General features: G+C 45.1%; 16 protein-coding genes. 5 read left to right on the top strand and 11 right to left on the bottom strand.

Annotation, left to right across the window (positions count from 1 at the left end):
• Positions 1 to 43 precede the first annotated feature (43 nt).
• The 5 genes from NO989_RS08640 to NO989_RS08660 form a co-directional block, all read right to left on the bottom strand.
• Positions 44 to 868: an HDOD domain-containing protein gene (locus NO989_RS08640; RefSeq protein WP_281716449.1), complete on the bottom strand. Its 825-nt coding sequence runs from the start codon at positions 866 to 868 to the stop codon at positions 44 to 46.
• A gap of 40 nt (positions 869 to 908) precedes the next feature.
• Positions 909 to 1,199 carry a DUF1289 domain-containing protein gene (locus NO989_RS08645; RefSeq protein WP_039228189.1) on the bottom strand — a complete coding sequence of 97 codons (291 nt, stop codon included), beginning with the start codon at positions 1,197 to 1,199 and terminating at the stop codon, positions 909 to 911.
• Positions 1,200 to 1,470: 271 nt separating this feature from the next.
• Complete coding sequence (locus tag NO989_RS08650; protein ID WP_014977212.1) at positions 1,471 to 2,181, bottom strand: SIMPL domain-containing protein; 711 nt, start codon at positions 2,179 to 2,181, stop codon at positions 1,471 to 1,473.
• A 163-nt stretch (positions 2,182 to 2,344) separates the two neighbouring features.
• Positions 2,345 to 5,467, bottom strand: a complete 3,123-nt coding sequence (locus NO989_RS08655) for a multidrug efflux RND transporter permease subunit (RefSeq protein ID WP_321824743.1) — start codon at positions 5,465 to 5,467, stop codon at positions 2,345 to 2,347.
• The gene (locus NO989_RS08660; protein WP_321824744.1) at positions 5,467 to 6,744 is read right to left on the bottom strand and encodes an efflux RND transporter periplasmic adaptor subunit; all 1,278 of its coding nucleotides are present in this window, start codon (positions 6,742 to 6,744) and stop codon (positions 5,467 to 5,469) included. Before NO989_RS08660 ends, NO989_RS08655 begins: the two co-directional genes overlap by 1 nt.
• Positions 6,745 to 7,148: 404 nt before the next feature.
• Here NO989_RS08660 and NO989_RS08665 point away from each other — a divergent pair, with 404 nt between their 5' ends.
• Positions 7,149 to 8,231, top strand: coding sequence for a LysR family transcriptional regulator (locus tag NO989_RS08665; RefSeq protein WP_321824745.1), 1,083 nt, complete (start codon positions 7,149 to 7,151; stop codon positions 8,229 to 8,231).
• A 156-nt stretch (positions 8,232 to 8,387) separates the two neighbouring features.
• On the opposite strand, the gene lpdA is transcribed toward NO989_RS08665, so the two are convergent.
• The 6 genes from lpdA to ampD form a co-directional block, all read right to left on the bottom strand.
• On the bottom strand, positions 8,388 to 9,809 hold the full coding sequence (lpdA, locus tag NO989_RS08670) for a dihydrolipoyl dehydrogenase (RefSeq protein WP_156086794.1): 1,422 nt from the start codon (positions 9,807 to 9,809) through the stop codon (positions 8,388 to 8,390).
• Between the two features lie 132 nt (positions 9,810 to 9,941).
• Entirely contained in the window at positions 9,942 to 11,993 is a 2,052-nt protein-coding gene (gene aceF, locus NO989_RS08675) for a pyruvate dehydrogenase complex dihydrolipoyllysine-residue acetyltransferase (protein WP_061486391.1), read from the bottom strand.
• Positions 11,994 to 12,014: 21 nt separating this feature from the next.
• Positions 12,015 to 14,690, bottom strand: a complete 2,676-nt coding sequence (gene aceE / locus NO989_RS08680; protein ID WP_061486392.1) for a pyruvate dehydrogenase (acetyl-transferring), homodimeric type — start codon at positions 14,688 to 14,690, stop codon at positions 12,015 to 12,017.
• Positions 14,691 to 14,901: 211 nt separating this feature from the next.
• Positions 14,902 to 15,648: a pyruvate dehydrogenase complex transcriptional repressor PdhR gene (gene pdhR / locus NO989_RS08685; RefSeq protein WP_014950397.1), complete on the bottom strand. Its 747-nt coding sequence runs from the start codon at positions 15,646 to 15,648 to the stop codon at positions 14,902 to 14,904.
• A gap of 365 nt (positions 15,649 to 16,013) precedes the next feature.
• The gene (ampE, locus tag NO989_RS08690) at positions 16,014 to 16,916 is read right to left on the bottom strand and encodes a beta-lactamase regulator AmpE (protein WP_061486393.1); all 903 of its coding nucleotides are present in this window, start codon (positions 16,914 to 16,916) and stop codon (positions 16,014 to 16,016) included.
• 42 nt (positions 16,917 to 16,958) lie between these two features.
• Positions 16,959 to 17,498, bottom strand: coding sequence for a 1,6-anhydro-N-acetylmuramyl-L-alanine amidase AmpD (gene ampD / locus NO989_RS08695; protein ID WP_061486394.1), 540 nt, complete (start codon positions 17,496 to 17,498; stop codon positions 16,959 to 16,961).
• A 183-nt stretch (positions 17,499 to 17,681) separates the two neighbouring features.
• Here ampD and NO989_RS08700 point away from each other — a divergent pair, with 183 nt between their 5' ends.
• From NO989_RS08700 to NO989_RS08715, 4 genes are all read left to right on the top strand, one after another.
• Positions 17,682 to 18,200, top strand: coding sequence for a TIGR02281 family clan AA aspartic protease (locus NO989_RS08700; RefSeq protein ID WP_061486395.1), 519 nt, complete (start codon positions 17,682 to 17,684; stop codon positions 18,198 to 18,200).
• A 32-nt stretch (positions 18,201 to 18,232) separates the two neighbouring features.
• Positions 18,233 to 19,087 (top strand): carboxylating nicotinate-nucleotide diphosphorylase, encoded by an 855-nt coding sequence (gene nadC / locus NO989_RS08705; RefSeq protein WP_061486396.1) that lies wholly within the window; start codon positions 18,233 to 18,235, stop codon positions 19,085 to 19,087.
• 569 nt (positions 19,088 to 19,656) lie between these two features.
• The gene (locus NO989_RS08710; RefSeq protein ID WP_061486397.1) at positions 19,657 to 20,085 is read left to right on the top strand and encodes a prepilin-type N-terminal cleavage/methylation domain-containing protein; all 429 of its coding nucleotides are present in this window, start codon (positions 19,657 to 19,659) and stop codon (positions 20,083 to 20,085) included.
• A gap of 80 nt (positions 20,086 to 20,165) precedes the next feature.
• Complete coding sequence (locus NO989_RS08715; RefSeq protein WP_061486998.1) at positions 20,166 to 21,374, top strand: type II secretion system F family protein; 1,209 nt, start codon at positions 20,166 to 20,168, stop codon at positions 21,372 to 21,374.
• The last annotated feature ends 49 nt before the right edge of the window (positions 21,375 to 21,423 follow it).

The raw sequence follows: 21,423 nt of genomic DNA on the forward strand, positions 1-21,423 counted from the left end.
TTGCTAATTATCAGTAAAGTAACGGAGTTGTTGCACCGAAAGCTCAGTGAATAAGCGACACAATTTTTGCCGTTTCTTGTTCGGCGTATTCAATTGAATTACTTATCACTTCCATGTTGAGACTTACTGTATTGGCTATCTCAGGGGTAAAAAGTTCAATGTCAGCGTAACTTTCTTTATTTAACTGACTTACCGTAATTCGATTTGCTAAACACAGGACGCAGATATCTACATCAGATTTATGTTTAGCTTCATCATTCATGAACGTTACCGGATAGTACAACCCAATAGGTAAGTGCCAATTTTCTAGTATGATACCGCTGCAATGAGCAAACGTAAAACCGAAATGCTCCAACTGATTAACGTGCGGTAACCCGTTCGTCTCAGCATTCAGGTATGACTGATAGCGTTTAGTTTCTTTCTTGGCCACGACCAGTTCACTTAAGTTTTGCAATATACCCATTACAAAGAAGCGTTCTGCTCCGCGCACGTTAAGTCTCATCGCAAGACTTTTGGCCACCATGCCGCAATACACTGATGCATACCAATGTTTGTCTAAATTTATTAACTTAGTATCAAAGCGTTTAAATGCTGTGCTGGCAGTTTCTGCAATTACCAAGTTATACAGGGCTTCGCCTCCAATCACACTGATTGCTTTGGCAACAGATTCTACTTGAGAAGGAAACCGAAACAGCGAGCTATTCGCCAGCCTTAGTACCTTCGCGGTAAGAGAGGGATCAGCACTTATAAGCTCGCCAATATCCTCGGCGCTGGAACGGGGATCGTCTAATGTTGAACGCAGGCGCACGCATATATCCGGTAACGTAAATGATTTCGCGGCATACGAAACATACTTATCTAACGACATCTAGAAACTCTCAGTCTACTTTTTACAAACTCAAGGCCGCTTATTCTGAACTTGGCGGATCATCAAACAGCGTGAACTGCCCAATTGATTCCCCCAGCTCTTTTTGCTGTTGCTTGCGAGCGCGCGTCAGCACCGCTTTTTTGCGCCGAGCACAGGCGCTGATTATTTTACGTTTAGTTGCATCATCAACCTTAAGCCAGTACAGGCGCTCGTCGCGACTTCGATAGCACCCTTTACAGAAACCCCTTGGACCTGACTCACACACACCAATGCATGGGCTTGGAATTTCAAAAAACTCCAGCTGTTGGGATTGTGATTTTTGTTCCGTCATGTCAGTGGCATAACCTTCAAAAGGTGAAACGAATACCACTTAGGCTGCATTTTCAAGCAAGCAACAGTGGCCACGCTTTAGCTTTATCAATATAAATTAAAACGCATACTCCAACATCTAGCCACTAGACATTAGCAGTAAGGCATTCCAATCATCTAAGCCACGCTGCTTTAAAACTAAGCAATTCGACTCGCAGGCCTTTTCGATATGACAAAGCATAGCACGAAATACGGCCTGTTGACTGCTACACCATGTTCGAAAGCCTGATGCGCTAGTCGATAAGTGTGTATTCGATAGTAGAAACCACGCGCACTTTCTTTATATGTGGATGATGACTGTCGCGACTAGAAATACTGAACTGCCCTTGGTTAGCGCGCTTAATTTTGCCCAACGTACTTTTTGAATCTTTGGCAAATTTTTCCGCAACCTCTCTCGCATTGAGCGTAGCTTCTTCAATCATTTCCGGCTTTACTTCGTTTAAGCGGGTAAATACATAGTCGGGCTGAGCGCGGTAGCTTTGGTCTGATAATACAATACCAGTTTTAATTAACTCCCCAATTTGCTGCATAAGCGCTCGCACCTTTTCAACATCATTTGAAAAGACAGTAACGGTTTGAATGGCACTGTAGCGAAATGGCGCTTTTTCACTACTTCCGTATTGTTGCGCCAATTTGTCATTTATTTCAGGCTTTCCAATAGTAATGCTTTCTGCTGAAATGCCCTTCTCTTCTAAAAAGCTAGCCACCTGAAGGCTATTCTTTTCAATATGTTCATATAGTTGAGGTAAGTCATTGCCCGCGTCGACAAATTGAATAGGCCAAATAACCTGATCAGCAATGTATTCTCGCTCTGACAATCCTTTTACGGTTACTACTCTATCCCACGTTTGCATATCGTTCATGGCGGAAGACACCTGAACACCAAGTAAAGACACAGCAACCACCATGCCCATCGCCATTACTATCGCCGCACCTATTTTCATTCGAATCTCCATTCTTTCTGTTTTCACCAGTATACAAGCGAATATAAGCTTTTCGGTTTCAAAAAACGAGATAAAAGCTGACCAAAGGTGGCAAAAAAAAGGCCACTCAAATGAGTGGCCTAAAGAGCCCTTTAAGAGGGCAACGCTTGGGTAGACGGGAGAGTTAATCTTTACGCTGTATCAGGTAATAAAATACCGGAGTCAAGATAAGTCCAAATACGGTAACACCAATCATGCCTGAGAATACTGCTACACCCATGGCTTGACGCATTTCAGAGCCGGCACCGGTTGATACCGCCATTGGCAGCACACCCATAATAAAAGCAATGGATGTCATTAGTATTGGACGAAGACGTAAGCGACTGGCTTCTTTAATGGCTGAAAGCGCGTCCATCCCCTTGTCTTGTAACTCTTTTGCAAACTCGACAATAAGAATAGCGTTCTTCGTTGCAAGGCCAACCAATACAATCAAACCTATTTGGGTAAAAACATTGTTGTCGCCGCCATAAACTTGCACACCAATAAGCGCGCTCAGCAAGGTCATGGGAACGATCAATATGATTGCCAGTGGCAAACGCAGGCTTTCGTATTGTGCAGCCAGTACTAAGAACACCAAAAGCACAACTAATGGGAATACAAACGCTGATGCATTACCCGCTAATATTTGCTGATAGGTGATCTCAGTCCACTCGTAAGTCATACCAAGTGGTAACGTTTCAGCCAGTATTTCTTCAATAGCGGCCTTCGCTTGGTCAGACGAATAGCCTGGCGCTGCTGCACCGTTTATTTCAGCGGTGACGTATCCGTTATAGTGCATAACACGGTCAGGGCCTGCACTGTGCTCAATGTTCAAGAATGAGCCAAGCGGGATCATCTCACCTTGTGCATTACGCACTTTAAACTGGGTAATGTTCTCAATATCCTGACGGTATTGGGCATCAGCTTGTACATTTACTTGGTAAGTTCTACCGAACAAGTTGAAGTCGTTCACGTATAACGAACCTAAGTAGCCCTGCATGGTGGTAAACAAGGTATCGATGTTTACACCTTGGCTTACCGCTTTTTCACGGTCTACATCCACATCGAGCTGAGGTACAGCAACAGTGAAGCTAGTGAATGCATCGGTAAGCGCTGGGTGTGCCCACGCTTTGCCGATCACTTCTTGCGTTACACGCTCAAGTTCTTCAAAGCCTAGGTTTCCTCTGTCTTCAACCTGTAAACGGAAACCACCAATCGTGCCTAACCCCATTACTGGTGGCGGCGGGAATATTGCCACAAAGGCACCTTTTATAGATCCAAAGTTCTGGTTAAGCTGGGCAGCAATGGCGCCACCAGATAGATCAGGCGTCGTTCTTTTATCAAAGTCAGTCAGCGTTGCAAACAACACGCCTGAGCTTGGACTATTGGTAAACCCGTTAATATTCAAGCCAGGGAATGCAATTGCATCTTCAACACCAGGGTGTTCCATAGCAATACGAGACATTTCACGGATCACTTCTTCAGTTCTGTCTAAGCTTGCTGCATTAGGCAGTTGAGCAAAGGCGACCAAATACTGCTTATCTTGCGGCGGAACGTAGCCTGTTGGTGTATTGGCAAACTGGAAGTACGTGAGTCCTAGCAGACCCGCGTAAAGCACCATGATGATACTGCTCTTACGGATAAGCCCACCCACAGCACCAGTGTAGCGCTTTGAGTTGCGGTCAAAGAAACGGTTAAACGGTGAAAATACAAAGCGGCCAAACACTTTATCCATTAAACGGGTTAACCAGTCATTCGCTTTACCGTGAGGTTTCAACAGTAATGCAGATAATGCAGGGCTAAGCGTTAACGAGTTAATTGCAGAAATTACCGTAGAGATAGTAATTGTTAGGGCAAACTGCTTATAGAACTGCCCGGTAAGACCGCTCATGAAAGCGGTAGGTACGAATACCGCAGCAAGTACCAGTGTTGTGGCAATGATAGGACCGGTTACTTCTTTCATTGCTTGTACGGTGGCTTCAAACGGCGCTTTGCCTTCAGAGATATTACGCTCTACGTTTTCGACAACAACGATAGCATCGTCCACAACAATACCGATTGCCAACACAAGACCAAACAGCGACAGTGCATTCAGCGAGAAACCCATTAGCTGCATAAAGGCGAATGTTCCCACAAGTGAAATAGGTACTGCAACGAGTGGAATAATAGACGCACGCCATGTTTGTAAGAACAGTACAACAACAAGTACAACTAACAATACAGCTTCAAGAAGTGTACTAATTACCGCTTCAATCGAACCGCGAACAAATACGGTAGGGTCGTAGGCAATTTCGTATTCAAGGCCTTCAGGGAACGCCTTAGACAGTTCCGCCATACGAGCGCGAACGTCATCTGAAATTTGGATTGCATTGGAGCCTGGTGCTTGGAAAACCGGCACCGCTGCCGCAGGGTTATTGTTAATAAGTGAACGCAGTGCATAAAACTCTGAACCTAGTTCAATACGCGCAACGTCTTTAAGACGGGTTATTTCACCATTCTCACCCGACTTAACAATAATATTTTCAAATTCGGCTTCATCTTTTAAACGGCCGCGCACATTGATAAGCAGCTGAAATTCGCTGGTACCCGTAGGCTGTGCACCTAGGCTACCTGCCGCCGCTTGCTGGTTTTGGTCGGCAATAGCGGCTGCCACATCGCCAGGGTTTAACTGGAGCGCAGCCAGTTTGTTAGGGTCTAACCATACTCGCATGCTGAATTCACCAGCACCGAACAGGCGCACTTGCCCAACGCCATTGATTCGCGCTAGCTCGTCTTTAACAAACTGATCAGCATAGTTTGAAAGATAAAGCATGTCATAACGATTATCAGGCGACGTCAGGTGCACTACCATGGTTAAATCTGGTGACGATTTTTCAGTTACCACACCTAAGCGCTGCACTTCTTGAGGTAAACGCGGTGTCGCGCGATTTACACGGTTTTGTACCAGCGTTGTGGCTTCATCTGGATCCGTACCAATGGCAAACGTAATTGTTAGGGTCATACGGCCATCACTGGTTGCCTGTGATGACATATACAGCATGTTTTCAACACCGTTAATTTCTTGTTCTAGCGGCGTTGCAACTGTTTCGGCGATAACTTCTGGGTTTGCACCGGGATAATTCGCAGTTACCACCACGGTAGGCGGCACTACTTCTGGGTATTCAGTGATAGGCAGTTGCCAGACAGCAATTGCACCACCTACAAAAATAAGTAGGGAAAGCACGCCCGCAAAAATCGGGCGGCTAATGAAAAACTGCGAAATGTTCATTACTTAAGGCCTGCTGTTGCTGTACCTGTGGCAAATGAACCACCAGATAAAACATCCTCATACTGCGCCATGTTTTGAGTTACTTGCGTTGCGTTATCAACACGTGACTGCCATCTAGATAAGTTTGCCAGAGCATCTTCATCACCCATAGGCACTTCGTTAGCGGCAACTTGGGCACCAGGGCGAACACGCTGTAAGCCATCAACCACAATGGTGTCGTTTACATTCAAGCCGCTTGTGATGATACGCATGCTGCCTACTTTGTCACCTAGCTTAACCACGCGGTATTCCACTTCACTTTCGTCGTTTACAACCAGTACAAACTTGTTATTAAGATCTGTGCCGATTGCTTTCTCTTTAATAAGAATGCCCTGTTCATCGGTGCCACCTGCCAATTTTAAGTGTGCAAATAATCCCGGAATTAAACGACCTTCATCGTTATTAAATACGGCCCGAACGCGAAGTGTGCCGGTGCTACCGTTAACCTGGTTGTCGATAAAATCAATTTGACCCCAGTGGTTATAATCAGACTCGTTAGCAAGGCGCATCGCTACCGGCTGCTCGCTCACTGCTGTTGAAGCCGCTGATTTATCGATTAGATAGTTTAGGTAGGTCTGCTCATCAATATCGAAATACGCATATAAACGATCGGTCGATACGATGCGAGTCAACTCTGTTTGTCCTGCGGTAACAAAGTTACCTTCAGTAATGTTTGCGCGAGAAATACGTCCAGAAATAGGTGCTTCAACACGAGCAAAGCCTCGATTTAGGCGCGCTACTTCAAGTGCGGCTTGCGTTTGGTTTAAGCTTGCAAGCGCTTGGTTTTTCTCAGCTAAACGGGCATCAAGAACTTCTTCAGAAACCGCCTGGGTTTTACGAAGTTTAAAAGCACGGCTATAGTTTTGCTCAGCCAACTGAACGCGACTTTTGGCTTCTTCAAGCTGTGCAGTCAATCGATCAACTTCTGCTTTAAACGTGCGGTTATCAATTAAGAATAGGGTTTGCCCTTGTTCGACATATTCGCCTTCATCAAATGCAACAAAATCAATATAGCCCGACACGCGAGGGCGAAGCGCAACAATTTGCGGAGACTCTAAACGACCTGTAAAATTATCCCACTCGGTTAAACGCTGAGACACAACCGTTGCCACATCAACAGGAACACCAGCATTTGCGCCAGCGCTCATTGATTGACTTGGATCCTGCTCGTCACCACCGCATGCAGCGACAAGCGCAGTTAGGCTTACTATTGCCAATAAACGGGTAAAAGTTTTCATTGCAAGATTCTCTTAAAAATTAAACTAAAGTTTGATGCCGTGCATTATGCATCGCCACCAACAATAAAAATAATTATCTTTTTATATGCAACACATCACATGATGTTATATATTGGAGATCGGGCTGACAGAGACAACTGCTTTTAAAAATTTAGAAGAATGGTTTCGCAGAGAAAATGAGAATAACCGTATAAAAAGCGAGAGCTTAGAGAAATCAACGGTTACAGCGATATAGTGTACCAGTGTCGCTCGTCGCATTCATTTGGAAAATAAATGCTTTTAGCTATAACCTATAACTAAACTATGTCAGTTAAATTACATAGTCAAAAAAGAAGTAAACGGCAGCTTTTTTCATCGTTCGGTAGATGAAAGTAGATTGTCCGCAATAGACACCGGAGACAACCATGCGTCCACATGATTTAAATTTATTGATGATTTTTGATGCCATCATGACCGAAGGTGCAATTACCCGCGCAGCTGACAGGCTGTCGATGACGCAACCTGCGGTATCTAACGCACTCTCTCGTATGCGCACAGCCTGGAAAGATGAACTGTTCGTTAAAGACGGCCGTGGTATTCAACCTACCTCATTTGCTAAAAACTTATGGAGTCAGATTCAGGGCCCTTTAGGCGAACTCGAAGTCGCCGTTAACCCAACTGACTTTAACCCTACAACAGCTAAGCGTACCTTTCGTATAGCTGCAACTGACAGCATCGTTTCTATGGTGTGGGGGCCGCTACGCAAAGTTATTGAGAATGAAGCGCCAGGTATTAACATCCATGCCATTCCTAATTACGACATGGAAACCGACAAAATACTCAAGGACGCTGAAGCAGAGCTCACTTTCTCTAAATATCAGAAGCCTGGCTCTGTTATTCATGCCGAACATGTTCTCGACCCAAGCTGGGTTGTGGTAATGCGCCCCGATCATCCATTAGCAAAATCTCAATTGACTTTAGAAGACTTTGTCGCGGCTGATCATCTTCTGGTTTCTGTTACAGGCGATGTGACTGGCCCTACAGATCAGGTGCTGGCGAATTTAGGCCTTAAGCGCCGCGTGGCAATGTCAGTAAACCAGTTTTATAACGCTACACCGTTATTAAAAGAGAGCAACCTTATTTGTGTAGCACCATCTTTGGTAATGGAAAAAGAAATTTTCTCAGGGGAATTGGCGGTATTTGAAACGCCAATAGAAATTGTCAGCTCTCCGCTGTCTGTAATGTGGCACAAACGTCAGGATCAAGACGCGGGTTTACAGTGGCTTAGAGGTCTCGTGGTTAGATTTATTCGCGAGCGTGTACAGCGTCATGAAATGCTGCTCTCTCAATGCTGTAGAAAAGCCTATTGCGCCGAAACGGTTAAACGCTTTATGGACCAGCGCAATATGGACTGTGAAGAATTCACGCCAGCGCATTTGAAAACGCCCAGCAATGATGAAATGGACGAAGAACGCGACACCGTAGCAGTTGGAAAAGAAACAGCTTAATACTAGCCTGCTTAGATAACTACACACTCGGCGAGACTTAACATGTTCGTCATTGCGTTGTGCTATCGCAGGTAAAGTGGTTCTAAAACATTCAAAGCCCTAATAAAAAAACCGCTCAAAGAGCGGTTTTTTCGTAGTTCGAACAAAGAAGCTAATTTACTTCTTTTTCTTTGCTTTCGGGTTTGGCAGGTCAGTAATACTTCCTTCGAAGATTTCAGACGCAAGACCAATTGATTCGTTAAGCGTTGGGTGAGCGTGGATAGTCAATGCTACGTCTTCAGCGTCAGCACCCATCTCAATAGCTAGGCCGATTTCGCCAAGCATTTCGCCCGCGTTGGTACCTACCATAGCACCACCGATTACGCGGCCCGTTTCTTTTTCGAAAATCATCTTAGTCATACCGTTAGTTGCATCAGATGCAATTGCACGGCCTGAAGCAGCCCATGGGAACGTTGCTGTTTCATAGCTTACGCCCTGCTCTTTCGCTTCTTTTTCAGTTAGACCAACCCAAGCAACTTCTGGCTCAGTGTACGCTACTGAAGGAATAGCACGTGGGTCGAAGTAATGCTTCTGTCCAGCAATAACTTCTGCTGCAACGTGACCTTCGTGAACCGCTTTGTGCGCAAGCATTGGCTGACCTACAAGGTCGCCGATTGCGAAGATGTGGTCAACGTTAGTACGCATTTGCTTATCAACGTTGATGAAGCCACGCTCGTCAACGTTTACGCCAGCTGCATCTGCGCCAACTAGCTTACCGTTTGGCTTACGACCAACAGCAACAAGTACTTTGTCGTAGCGTACTGGCTCTGCAGGCGCTTTCTTGCCTTCAAATGTTACGTACAAGCCATCGTCTTTTGCTTCAACCGCAGTCACTTTGGTTTCAAGCATGATGTTAAACTTGTCTTTGTAGTCTTTCATGAACACTTTCATGATGTCTTTGTCAGCTGCTGGAATTAGCTGATCTAAGAATTCAACTACATCAATGTTCGAGCCAAGTGCTTCGTACACAGTACCCATTTCTAGACCGATGATACCACCGCCTAGTACTAGCATTTTCTCTGGAATGTCTTTCATTTCCAGTGCGCCAGTTGAGTCAATTACACGATCATCTTCTGGGATGAACGGTAGGCTTACTGGCTCAGAACCCGCAGCGATAATCGCTTTCTCGAAAGTAATAGTAGTAACGTCGTCACCATTTTTTACTTCTAGGGTGTTTGCACCTGTAAATTTACCGAAGCCTTGTACATGCTTGGTTTTACGCATTTTAGACATACCGCTAAGGCCATTTGTTAGTTGCTTAACAACGCCGTCTTTGTATTCGCGGATTTTATCTAAATCGATGGTAGGCTCGCCAAACGATACACCGTGGCTAGCAAGATGCTTCGCTTCTTTCATCACTTTAGCAACGTGAAGAAGGGCTTTTGAAGGGATACAGCCAACGTTAAGACAAACACCACCAAGCGTGTCGCGAGAGTCTACGATAACTGTTTCAATACCTAAGTCAGCCGCACGGAATGCTGCTGAATAACCGCCAGGGCCGCCGCCCAGTACCACCAATTGCGTTTTAATTTCGCTCATTGTGAACCTCAATCCTGTTCTTGTAGGGTCATGCTATTACTTTTGTGTAATAGCATAACCTAAATGCCACCAAATGGGCTTATAAAATCGTCGAAAATGTTACTGATATTGTAAACTTTTTCGACCTTTTATTTAAAGTATGATTCTGCGTAAGTCAGTTAGGTTTGCAGCAACCTCAGTAGAGAATCTTGCACCTACCGCACCATCGATGACTCGGTGGTCGTATGACAGGCTTAGCGGCACCATTAAGCGCGGCTCAAACTCTTTACCATTCCACTTAGGCTTCATCTCAGACTTAGACACACCTAATATGGCGACTTCTGGTGCATTTACAATAGGCGTAAACGCCGTGCCACCAATACCACCTAGACTAGAGATGGTAAACGTTCCACCCTGCATGTCAGCCGCTTTAAGCTTGCCTTCACGGGCTTTCTTAGATGTTTCAATAAGCTCTTGAGACAGCTGCTCAATACCTTTCTTATTCACGTCACGAATAACAGGTACAACAAGGCCTCCCGGTGTTTCAACCGCAATACCAATGTTGATAAACTTCTTAATGATTAAGCTCTCGCCGTCGTCAGACAGTGATGAGTTGAATACTTCGTATTTCTCAAGCGCTTTCGCTACCGCTTTCATAACGAATACTAGTGGCGTGATCTTAAGACCAGACTTAATTTTCGCGTGGTAAGCGTTTTGCTCTTTACGGAATTCTTCAACTTCAGTGATATCTGCTTCGTCGAACTGCGTAACGTGCGGGATAGTCGCCCAGTTACGGTGTAAGAACGGTCCAGAGATCTTTTGAATTCGAGAAAGCTTTTGTTCTTCAATCTCACCAAACTTGCTGTGATCAACAGGCTTAACTGGCACGATTTGAAGTACGTTGTCGCCCACAGGCGCACTGCCTGAAGCTGCTGCTGTGCGAGGTTTCGCAAGCTCAGCTTTCACGTAGGCTTGAACGTCTTCTTTCAAGATACGGTTTTTCGGGCCAGAGCCGTTAACTTGAGTCAGGTCTACACCAAACTCACGAGCAATACGGCGAACCGAAGGAGAAGCATGTGCTTTACCTGTATTCTTGGCTTCTGGCGCTGGAGGCACAGGAGAGCGACCTTGCGAGGCTTCCTGCTGTGACGCTTGTTGAGCCTCGTCTTGCTGTGAGTCTTGTTTAGTCTCTTCTTGCTTAGGCGCTTCAGCAGGCTTTTCAGCTGCACTTGAAGACGAACCACCGCTGGTCTCAAGCTTAACAACCAAGGTGCCTTGCTTAACTTTGTCGCCCGCTTTGATAAAGACTTCTTTAATCGTACCTGCATGTGTTGAAGGCACATCCATGGTCGCTTTATCAGTTTCTAGCGTAATTAGGCCGTCTTCTTTTTCAACGGTGTCGCCAACCGATACAAGTACGTCGATGACGTCAACTTCACCGTCTTCACCAATGTCTGGTACAGCAACTTCAATGGTTTCGTTACTTGCAGACGCCGCAGGCGCTGATTCTTGCTTTGAACTTTCCTGCGCAGCCGGTGCAGATGCTTCAGAAGAAGCATCGCTAGACGCCGATTCACTTGAAGACGAGCCTGAGCCCGCTACTTCAAGCTTGATCACTACCGTACCTTCTTTCACTTTATCACCAGTACTGATGAATACTTCTTTCACCGTACCTGCGTGTGTTGAAGGAACGTCCATGGTTGCTTTATCGGTTTCAAGGGTAATTAGCCCATCTTCTTTTTCAATGGTGTCGCCCACTGAAACCAATACGTCGATTACGTCTACTTCGTCGTCAGAACCGATATCCGGTACTGCAACTTCAATCACTTCGCTGTTGCCAGACGCAGCTGGCGCTGCTTCTGACTTGCTTTCGCTTTTTGGTGCTTTTTCTTGCTTAGGTGCATCTTCTTTAGAAGATTCATCTGAAGCGTTTTCTTCAGACCCGCCTTCATCGGCACTGTCACCATTGGCAACTTTCATTTCACCAATCACATCGCCTTCTTTGATTTTATCGCCTACTGATACAGACAGGCTTACAATCTCACCTTCAAACGGTGCTGGGATGTCCATTGACGCCTTGTCACTTTCAACAGTAACAACGCCTTCATCAGCCTCAATGTTGTCGCCTACGGCAACACATAGCTCGATAACTTCAACTTCGTCACCGCCTACGTCGGGTACGATAATCTTTTGAATATCTGACATATGTAAAATACCTTATCTGGCTTACGCGTAAAGTGGGTTAAGTTTTTCAGCGTTAATTTCAAAACGCTTAATGGCTTCTGCTACCACTTTCTTCTCAACGTCACCGCGCTGAGCCAATTCGTAAAGTGATGCCACCACAATGTATGACGCATTAACTTCAAAGTGAGTACGCAAGTTTTCACGGCTATCGCTTCGACCGAAACCGTCTGTACCTAGGCATCGGTATTCAGTTTCGATAAACGCACGTACTTGGTCTGAGTAGTTCTTCACATAGTCAGTGGCAGAAATCGCAGGACCTGCGTCTTTCGTAATTACCTGACCAATGTAAGGTACTTTTTGCTCAGCTTCTGGGTTTAGCATGTTCCAGCGTGCTACGTCTTGACCTTCACGCGCTAGCTCGTTGAACGAGGTCACTGAGTAAACGTCAGAAGATACGTTGTAGTCGTCACAAAGAATCTGCGCCGCTTTACGCACTTCGTTCAAGATAGTGCCTGAGCCCATCAACTGAACATTCAGCTTAGACTTGTCATTTTCAACGCGCTCTAGCTTGTAAATGCCTTTAATGATTTGCTCAGCAATATCATCGCCTTCAGGCATTTCTGGGTGTTGATAGTTTTCGTTCATCAACGTTAGGTAATAGAAAATGTTCTCGTTATTACCGTACATGCGACGTAGACCGTCTTGAACAATAACTGCAACTTCGTAGCCATACGTTGGGTCGTAAGTAATACAGTTAGGAATTAGGTTCGCTTGCACATGTGAGTGGCCGTCTTGGTGCTGTAGACCTTCACCGTTAAGTGTGGTTCTACCCGCAGTTGCGCCTAAAAGGAAACCACGTGCTTGGCTATCGCCTGCTGCCCATGCCAAGTCACCAACACGTTGGAAACCAAACATCGAGTAGTAGATGTAGAACGGAATAGTGGTAGCGTTACACGTTGAGTAAGACGTACCTGACGCAACCCACGACGCCATTGCACCTAGCTCGTTAATACCTTCTTGTAATACCTGACCTTTCTTATCTTCGCGATAGTAAGCGACTTGGTCGGCATCTTGAGGTACGTATTTCTGGCCTTCATTGGCGTAGATACCTACCTGACGGAATAAGCCTTCCATACCAAATGTACGGGCTTCATCAGGAATAATTGGCACAATACGCTTACCAATTTTCTTATCTTTCAATAGCGCGTTAAGTACACGTACAAAAGTCATGGTTGATGATACTTGACGGTCACCTGAACCTTTTAAGATGGCGTCGAATGCACTTAGCTCAGGAACTTCCAGCTGTTCTTCAGCCTGTTCACGGCGAGAAGGCAAGTAACCGCCTAGTGCTTCACGACGCTCGCGAAGGTACTTCATTTCTTCGCTGTCTTCGTCGAACTTGAAGTATGGCAGGTCAGCAATTTTCTCGTCTGCTACAGGAATATTGAAACGATCGCGGAACGCTTTGATTGAATCAACGTCCATTTTCTTAACGTTGTGCGCTACGTTTTGTGCTTCGCCTGATGCACCAAGACCGAAACCTTTAACCGTTTTAGCAAGGATTACCGTTGGACGACCTTTTGTATCAATCGCTTTTTGGTAAGCCGCGAATACTTTAACTGGATCGTGGCCACCACGGTTCAAGCGCCAGATGTCGTCGTCAGACATGTTCGCTACAAGTGCCGCTGTTTCAGGATACTTGTTGAAGAAGTTTTCACGGGTGTACTTGCCGCCTTTGGCTTTACAGTTCTGGTATTCACCGTCTACCGTTTCGCCCATAAGCTGAATTAGCTTGCCAGATTTATCACGAGCTAATAGCTCATCCCAGTAGCTACCCCAAATAACTTTCACTACTTCCCAGCCAGCGCCGCGGAACGTACCTTCAAGTTCTTGGATAATCTTGCCGTTACCACGTACCGGGCCGTCTAGGCGCTGAAGGTTACAGTTGATAACAAACGTTAGGTTGTCTAGGCCTTCACGAGAAGCAAGACCAATTGCACCCAAGCTCTCTGGTTCATCACACTCACCGTCACCCATGTAGCAGTAAACGCGCTGACCTGAACAGTCTTTGATACCACGGTTAGTTAGGTACTTAAGGAAGCGCGCTGTGTAGATAGCTTGAAGTGGACCAAGACCCATAGATACGGTTGGGAACTGCCAGTAGTCTTTCATCAAGTGAGGGTGTGGGTATGACGACAGACCATCGCCAGCACACTCTTGACGGAAGTTGTTTAACTGCTCTTCAGTTAAGTTGCCTTCCATATATGAGCGCGCATAAATACCTGGAGAAATATGGCCCTGCGCGAAAATAAAGTCCCCGCCTTGGTTTTCATTAGGTGCTTTGAAGAAATGGTTAAAACCTACATCATAAAGCATAGCCGATGATGCAAAGCTACCAATGTGGCCACCAAGCTCTAGGTCTTTCTTAGATGCACGCAATACAATCATCAATGCGTTCCAACGAATCGCCGCACGGATGCGCGCTTCGATGGTCAAGTCACCAGGCATTTTTGGTTCTTGCGCTACTGGGATAGTATTGATGTAGGCAGTAGTTGCGTCATACGGTAGATGCGCTCCGCTGCGACGTGCTTTATCAATAAGTTTTTCGAGTAAATAATGGGCGCGTTCTACGCCTTCCTCTTCTAAAACCGACTCAAGCGCATCAATCCACTCTTTAGTTTCTTGAGGATCTACATCTTGGTGCATCATATCAGACATGGTGCCATCCTATTTTTTGCTTATATAGAAAATCCTCCCTTAGCATTGCCTCTACTCTTAAAGGCGCTAAAAGAAGGAAAACTAAATTACGTTGTACTCACAGTGACCCAATCTGGCTCACCTGCTTTTGCAGTGGCACAGGAAAAACCTGACCGGCCTCTGCGAATGAATAGCTATCTAGCCCTTATCTTATGAAAAGTCAGACTAGTAACTAAATCTCTAATCGTCGCAATGCGCGCTGTACGCGGGTATCGCGTTGATTAATGGTTAATAGCGTTTTTTCAATAAACGCCAAATGCGTATTACATGCCTGACGCGCAGCTTCAGGGTCGCGAGAAGCAATGGCTTCTACAATTTCACGACGCTGCTTAGCAATATCTTCCACCGCTTCAGGGTGCGCTGCCAACATGTCAAAGTTTCGTTCAATATTGTCCACCAGCATGCTTTGCATGGTGCTCATTACGTGCAACAACACCATATTGTGTGATGCTCTTGCCATAATGATATAAAACTGTCCTAGCGCCTCTGCTTGGGCACGCTTGCTTTCGTGCGCTTTAGGCGTAGGTACGTCGTTCAATGCTTGCTTCAATGCGTTGTAATCTTCAGGTTGACCACGAAGTGCCGCGTAGTACGCCGCCATCCCTTCAAGCGCATGACGAAATTCAAGCAAATCAAATTGAGTTTCAGGACGCTGGCTAACTAAGTCCATTAGGGGGTCTGTCATGGCAGAATTAAGGTTGCGATTAACAAACGTACCGCCGCCTTGCTTACGTTCTACCAACCCACGTGCCTGTAAATTACCAATGGCTTCCCTAAGCGAAGGTCGCGATACATCAAATTCAAGCGCAAGCTCTCTCTCTGGCGGTAATTTCTGACCAGCCAATAACGTACCGTCGAGTATCATTGACTCGAGTTGCTCGGTAATCACATCAGAGAGTTTTTTTCGCTGCTGCCGCATGCGCTCTACGTATCCTTTTATTTAAACCGTGCTCTATAACAATAGTGACGTTATAAGAGCGGTGAATGTAAAAAATAATCGTGGAATATTTAGTCACAAACACAATTGGTAATACCATTTTACCTATCTAGTTTAAGGCAGATCGATTTCGAGGTAAATACTCACAAGCATAGCAAAGCATTTACCTTTTGCCGGGTGTTAAGCTTTATTGTTGAATTTGTTAAGAAAAATCAGTAACCGCAAACTGGTCTGATGAGGAAGGGAGAATGCAGCAATAGGGGCAAAGCGCCTGATCTACATACAATTAATAAATAGACCAAACGCCCTTCTAAGCCAAGTAGACTAGTAAATGTTAAAAATAATGACTATGCAAGACTACCTACAAGCGTGAGCGCTGATGTTATTACAAGAAGAAAAATAACATTACGTTTTGCTAACTTTACAAGCACCTTCGGTTCTATTGCTGCATTTTCAGCCTGCAACTGCTGTTCATCAGGCGTTAGAATCTCAGCTTTCGAAGAAATTTGTGTAAGCACATCGTATGCAGATACATCGAACTGAAGTGCATACTTAATCCACTCAGGCAACGCTCGTGAGAAATGTCCCATCATCAGCATGCCAAAAGCGGTAACGCGAACAGGAATATAATCAAGCGCAAACATTAATCTGCCAGCAGCGGCTTTTAAAGGGTGATTTGCATCACACAATGCCTCGGTTGTGCTTCGACTCAAGCTATAAAACAGCGCGCCAGGTGCACCAAAAGCAATAAACCACAGCACCACAGCGGCATAGTGTTGATAGTTAAGCCAGGTAAGGTGTTGGCCAAAAGTTTTGCCTTCTGTACCCGCACTTCCGTCACTGTCTGTTTGACTTGCACAATGCCCTAGTTGGTCGGTGTACATACTGCACGCCTGAAGGTCTCCTCGATCAGCAGCATTCAAAAAACTCTTGTAGACGGCTCGCAATGCGGGGCAGCCAATACAGATGAACAAAATTATGCTTTGCTCTATAAACGTAAGAAATGCGCCAAGTACCCAGTATTCAATTGCTCCCAGCACTACTGCGGGAAGTAAAAGATAGAAATAAAGTGCTGTGGATGAGACCTTTTTACTCTCGTCCTCACCTTCATTTCCTTCTTGAAACTTAATCAACCCTTTATCTTGAAGAAAAGCACGATATTTAGCGGCATACTTTTCAATATGCCAATTAGGTGTTTTTGTTATCAACCGCTCGAGGCTGAGAACCAATAGCAAGCTCATTAACATCATAGGTATTGAGTTTCCTTTTTTCTGCAGTGCGGATTAGTTAAATTATTTAAACCCAGCAACGCGCATTCTATATTTTGCCCAATCGAAAGCTGCACCAGGGTCAGTTTTTCGCCCTGGAGCTATATCATTATGGCCTACGATACGCCCTAAAGTGATCCGAGGATAGTATCTCGTAATAAAATCAGTGAGTTCGCCAAGGGCTTGGTACTGTGCATCGGTGTAAGGCAACGTATCAGTGCCTTCAAGTTCAATACCTATAGCATAGTCGTTACAGCGGCTGCGGCCTTGAAATGAAGACAGGCCTGCGTGCCATGCCCGCTGTTCAAAGGGCACAAATTGCTCTATTTCACCCGTTCGATAAATTACACAATGAGCAGAGACCCGTAACCCAGCAATTTCTCTATAGAAAGGATGTTCATCAGGATTGAGGGTTCCGGTAAACAATTGGCGAATGCCCGGCGTACCAAACTGTGAAGGAGGTAGTGAAATATTGTGTATCACTAACAGGCTAATGTCTGCGCTGTCAGGACGGGCATCATAATGCGGACTTGCTGTGTACTTTGCTTCGTTGTAAAGCACCATAGTATTTGCTTCGATAATTGATTTTCTACGTTATAGCCTACATTGTATATGGATATAAGTGTATAGGGCTATACATTGCATTCTAACAAGCTAATCAGCACGTTAGTCCTTTGCTTAAGAGATTACGCCGAGTATTTAGCGATACGAAAAGCGGTGCCCCACTATTATAAGAAAGGTAGAAGCATGAATGAACAACAAGACCCGACAGCGTCAACGGGTAAATGGATGGTTGCGCTTACTTGGATTTGCGGTTTTGGTCTACTGGTTTTTATTTTCTCAGATCTTCTAGAAAAACAAATTAACCCAAATAGCGAACCAACATCAGAGCGTATTGGTTCACAGACCGAAGTCCGACTTAAGCAAAATCGCCAAGGTCACTATGTGACAACAGGTTATATTAATGGTGAGGAAGTCGTATTTCTTGTTGATACGGGTGCCACTGACGTGGCCGTTCCCGCTCATTTGGCTAACAAGCTTCAACTCAAAGCGGGTCGAGAAGGGTTAGCCAGCACAGCTAACGGCGTGGTAAGAGTCGCCGAATCGACCATTGAAACTTTGCGCATTGGTAAAATTGTGGTGCGCGATGTAAAAGCAAACTTAAACCCCGGTATGCAAGATGACCATATATTGCTGGGAATGAGTGTTCTTCGCCAATTAGAGTTTACTCAGCGCGGAGAATGGTTAATATTGCGTACCCTTTAAATACACAGATAGCATAGATCATAGCGATGAAGATGACATCACCAGACATGCAAGCGATTCGAAAGCAAGTATCGAACGCGCTTATTGAAGATCTTGGCGGCGAATTAAATGCTGCAAACGACATTACGGCGAACCTGATAGATGAAAGCGTTAATGCAAAAGCCACTATTATTACGCGAGAGCCTTGCGTGGTATGTGGAATCGCATGGGCAAACCAAGCGTTTGCACTAATCGACGAGTCGGTGTCGCTAACGTGGCATGTAAAAGATGGTGACAAGGTTGATGCCAACACCGTACTGGTTAGTTTGGAAGGCTCTGCTCGCGCGATATTGACGGCAGAACGTACGGCGCTTAACTTCCTACAAACCCTGTCAGCAACCGCCACTGTTACTGCCTTTTACGCTAAGTTTTTAGATGGCTCCAACACCAAAATTCTCGATACCCGCAAAACGTTGCCAGGTCTGCGGCACGCACAGAAATACGCGGTGCGTTGTGGTGGTGGTCAAAACCATCGTGTGGGTTTGTTCGATGCATTCTTAATTAAGGAAAACCACATATTTTCTTGCGGAAACATCGAAAAAGCCGTAAGCCGAGCGAAAATAATGATGCCGGGCAAGCCCGTTGAAGTAGAGGTAGAGAACTTAACCGAGCTTGAACAAGCCCTTGGTGCAGGTGCCGACATTGTCATGCTGGATAATTTTTCTAACGAACAGATCCAACAGGCAGTGGCGCTCAACAAAGGTCAATGTAAACTAGAAGTATCAGGAAACATTACTGATGAACGACTGGCGTCTCTCGCTAAGCTAGGCGTAGATTACATTTCATCTGGAGCTTTAACCAAGCACGTTCAGGCCATTGATTTGTCGCTGCGCATTAATTTGTCATAGCAGAGCAAGAAAGATAAAGAGCCAAATTAAAAGCTATAAAGGTGGATTTAACATTAGGTAAGCGAATGTGTTGCTTATCCCCTTGTACTTCCACCTTTATAACGCGGCTTCTTTGTTGCACGTGTTTTATTATAAAGATACAGTGTTTCAGTGAAATTTACGTTACCGCAATTATCACTTCCCTATACTGTGGCTTTAAATGCTGAGACCTTAATGGTTGAGGTTACACAGTGATTTTAAATCACCGAGTAGATGTATAATTTACAATACGATTACTCGTCATTCTGTTCAGTCATTTCTCGATAATGCTTTTTGTGTATAGATAGACATACGCACTTAAGTCATTAACTTTTATACGAAAGTTCAAGTGATAAAGCCTGCCAAGGCGCGGCGAACCGTGTCATACTGAAAAAGCTAGACATAGGTATATTTGCCTATACTTGTCAGTAACAAATAAAATTCTATACTGAGTATCAAGTACCAGGGGCGTTAAATGGACGACTCGGGTATAAACGTCAATTTGAATTAGATTTAAACTTTACGTGTTATACACGTCCCGGAGAAAAACCATGATGAACATGAATACTAAAAACCAAAAAGGTTTCACCCTAATCGAACTAATGATTGTTGTTGCAATCATCGGTATCCTTGCAGCAATCGCACTTCCTGCTTACCAAAACTACACGCAAAAAGCGAAGTTTACAGAGGTTTCTAACGCAACTGCTGCTGCAAAAACTGCGGTAGAAATCTGCTACGCTTCAACAAATGACATCGCGGCGTGTGATGGTGGTGCGAATGGTATCCCAGCAGATATCGCAGCTTCAGCGGCTGGTGCTGGTGTTGACGTTGTTGGCGTTGCTACTGCTAACGGTGTAATTACTGCTACGCAACACGGCGATTTAGGTCTAACTGGAGCGGGCACATACACTCTTACTCCTAACTTAGACAACAACCGAATCATATGGTCATCAGCTTGTGTTCCAGCAACGCTTTGCTAATCACCAAAGAAATCCGAAAAGCCCAGTATGATACTGGGCTTTTTTGATATTAAAGTGATAATTTCTTGAGGCAAATGCAAATGGCAAAAGCAGTATCTACATTCACATGGCAGGGTAAAGACCGTCATGGGCAATCAAAAAAAGGCGAAATAACAGCTGCGACCATTTCAGAAGCTAAAAACCTGTTGCGACGCCAAGGCATTTCTGCAAATAAAGTTAAAAAATTATCCAAACCGCTCTTCGGTGGTGCGAAAAAAATCACACCAGCCGACATTTCTGTCATTTCTCGTCAAATCGCCACCATGCTTGCCGCTGGGGTTACCCTTATTCAGTCCTTGGATATGATTGCTCAGGGACATGCAAACCCATCGATGCGGAAACTTTTAGGCGAAATTACCGATGAGGTTAAATCTGGTAACCCGCTCTCATCGGCCCTTAGAAAACACCCCCTATATTTTGACGATTTATATTGCGACTTGGTTTACACCGGTGAGCAGTCGGGCGCACTTGAAACCATTTATGACCGCATCGCGACCTACAAAGAGAAAGCCGAAGCACTAAAATCAAAAATCAAAAAAGCGATGTTTTACCCTATCGCAGTTTTGGTTGTTGCTTTTATTGTTACGACCATCCTTCTTATATTTGTTGTGCCGCAGTTTGAAGAAATTTTCAGCAGCTTTGGCGCAGAACTCCCTGCCTTCACCCAGTTCGTATTGGCTATTTCACGGTTCGTCCAAGACTACGGTATTTTTATCGCCATAGGTATTGGTGGTGCTGGGTTTATGTTTATGCGCACCTATAAGCGAAGCCAGAAGCTACGTGACACGGTGGACCGCAACATTTTAAAAATTCCCGTTATCGGAGAAATTCTAAAAAAAGCCAGCATTGCGCGCTTTACCCGAACCTTAGCCACAACCTTTGCAGCAGGTGTGCCGCTTATTGGCGCACTTGAATCCGCCGCAGGTGCATCGGGCAACGCAGTATACCGCGAAGCCATTTTATACATGCGTAAAGAAGTGGCGGGCGGTATGCCAATGCATGTTGCAATGCGCGCTACACAAGTATTCCCTGACATGGTGACGCAGATGATTGCCATTGGTGAGGAGTCGGGCGCGGTTGATGAAATGCTTAGTAAAATTGCCACCATATACGAAGCTGAAGTCGATGATATGGTAGACGGTTTAACTAGCCTACTAGAACCAATGATCATGGCCGTACTTGGCGTGGTAATCGGCGGCTTGATTGTGGCTATGTACCTCCCTATATTCCAGATGGGTAACGTGGTATAACGTGGCTCAGCACCAAAAGAACGAAAATCAACAATTATAAGAACCACAT

It is taken from the genome of Alteromonas sp. DY56-G5, from assembly GCF_041414725.1.
Taxonomy (GTDB): Bacteria; Pseudomonadota; Gammaproteobacteria; order Enterobacterales; family Alteromonadaceae; genus Alteromonas; species Alteromonas macleodii.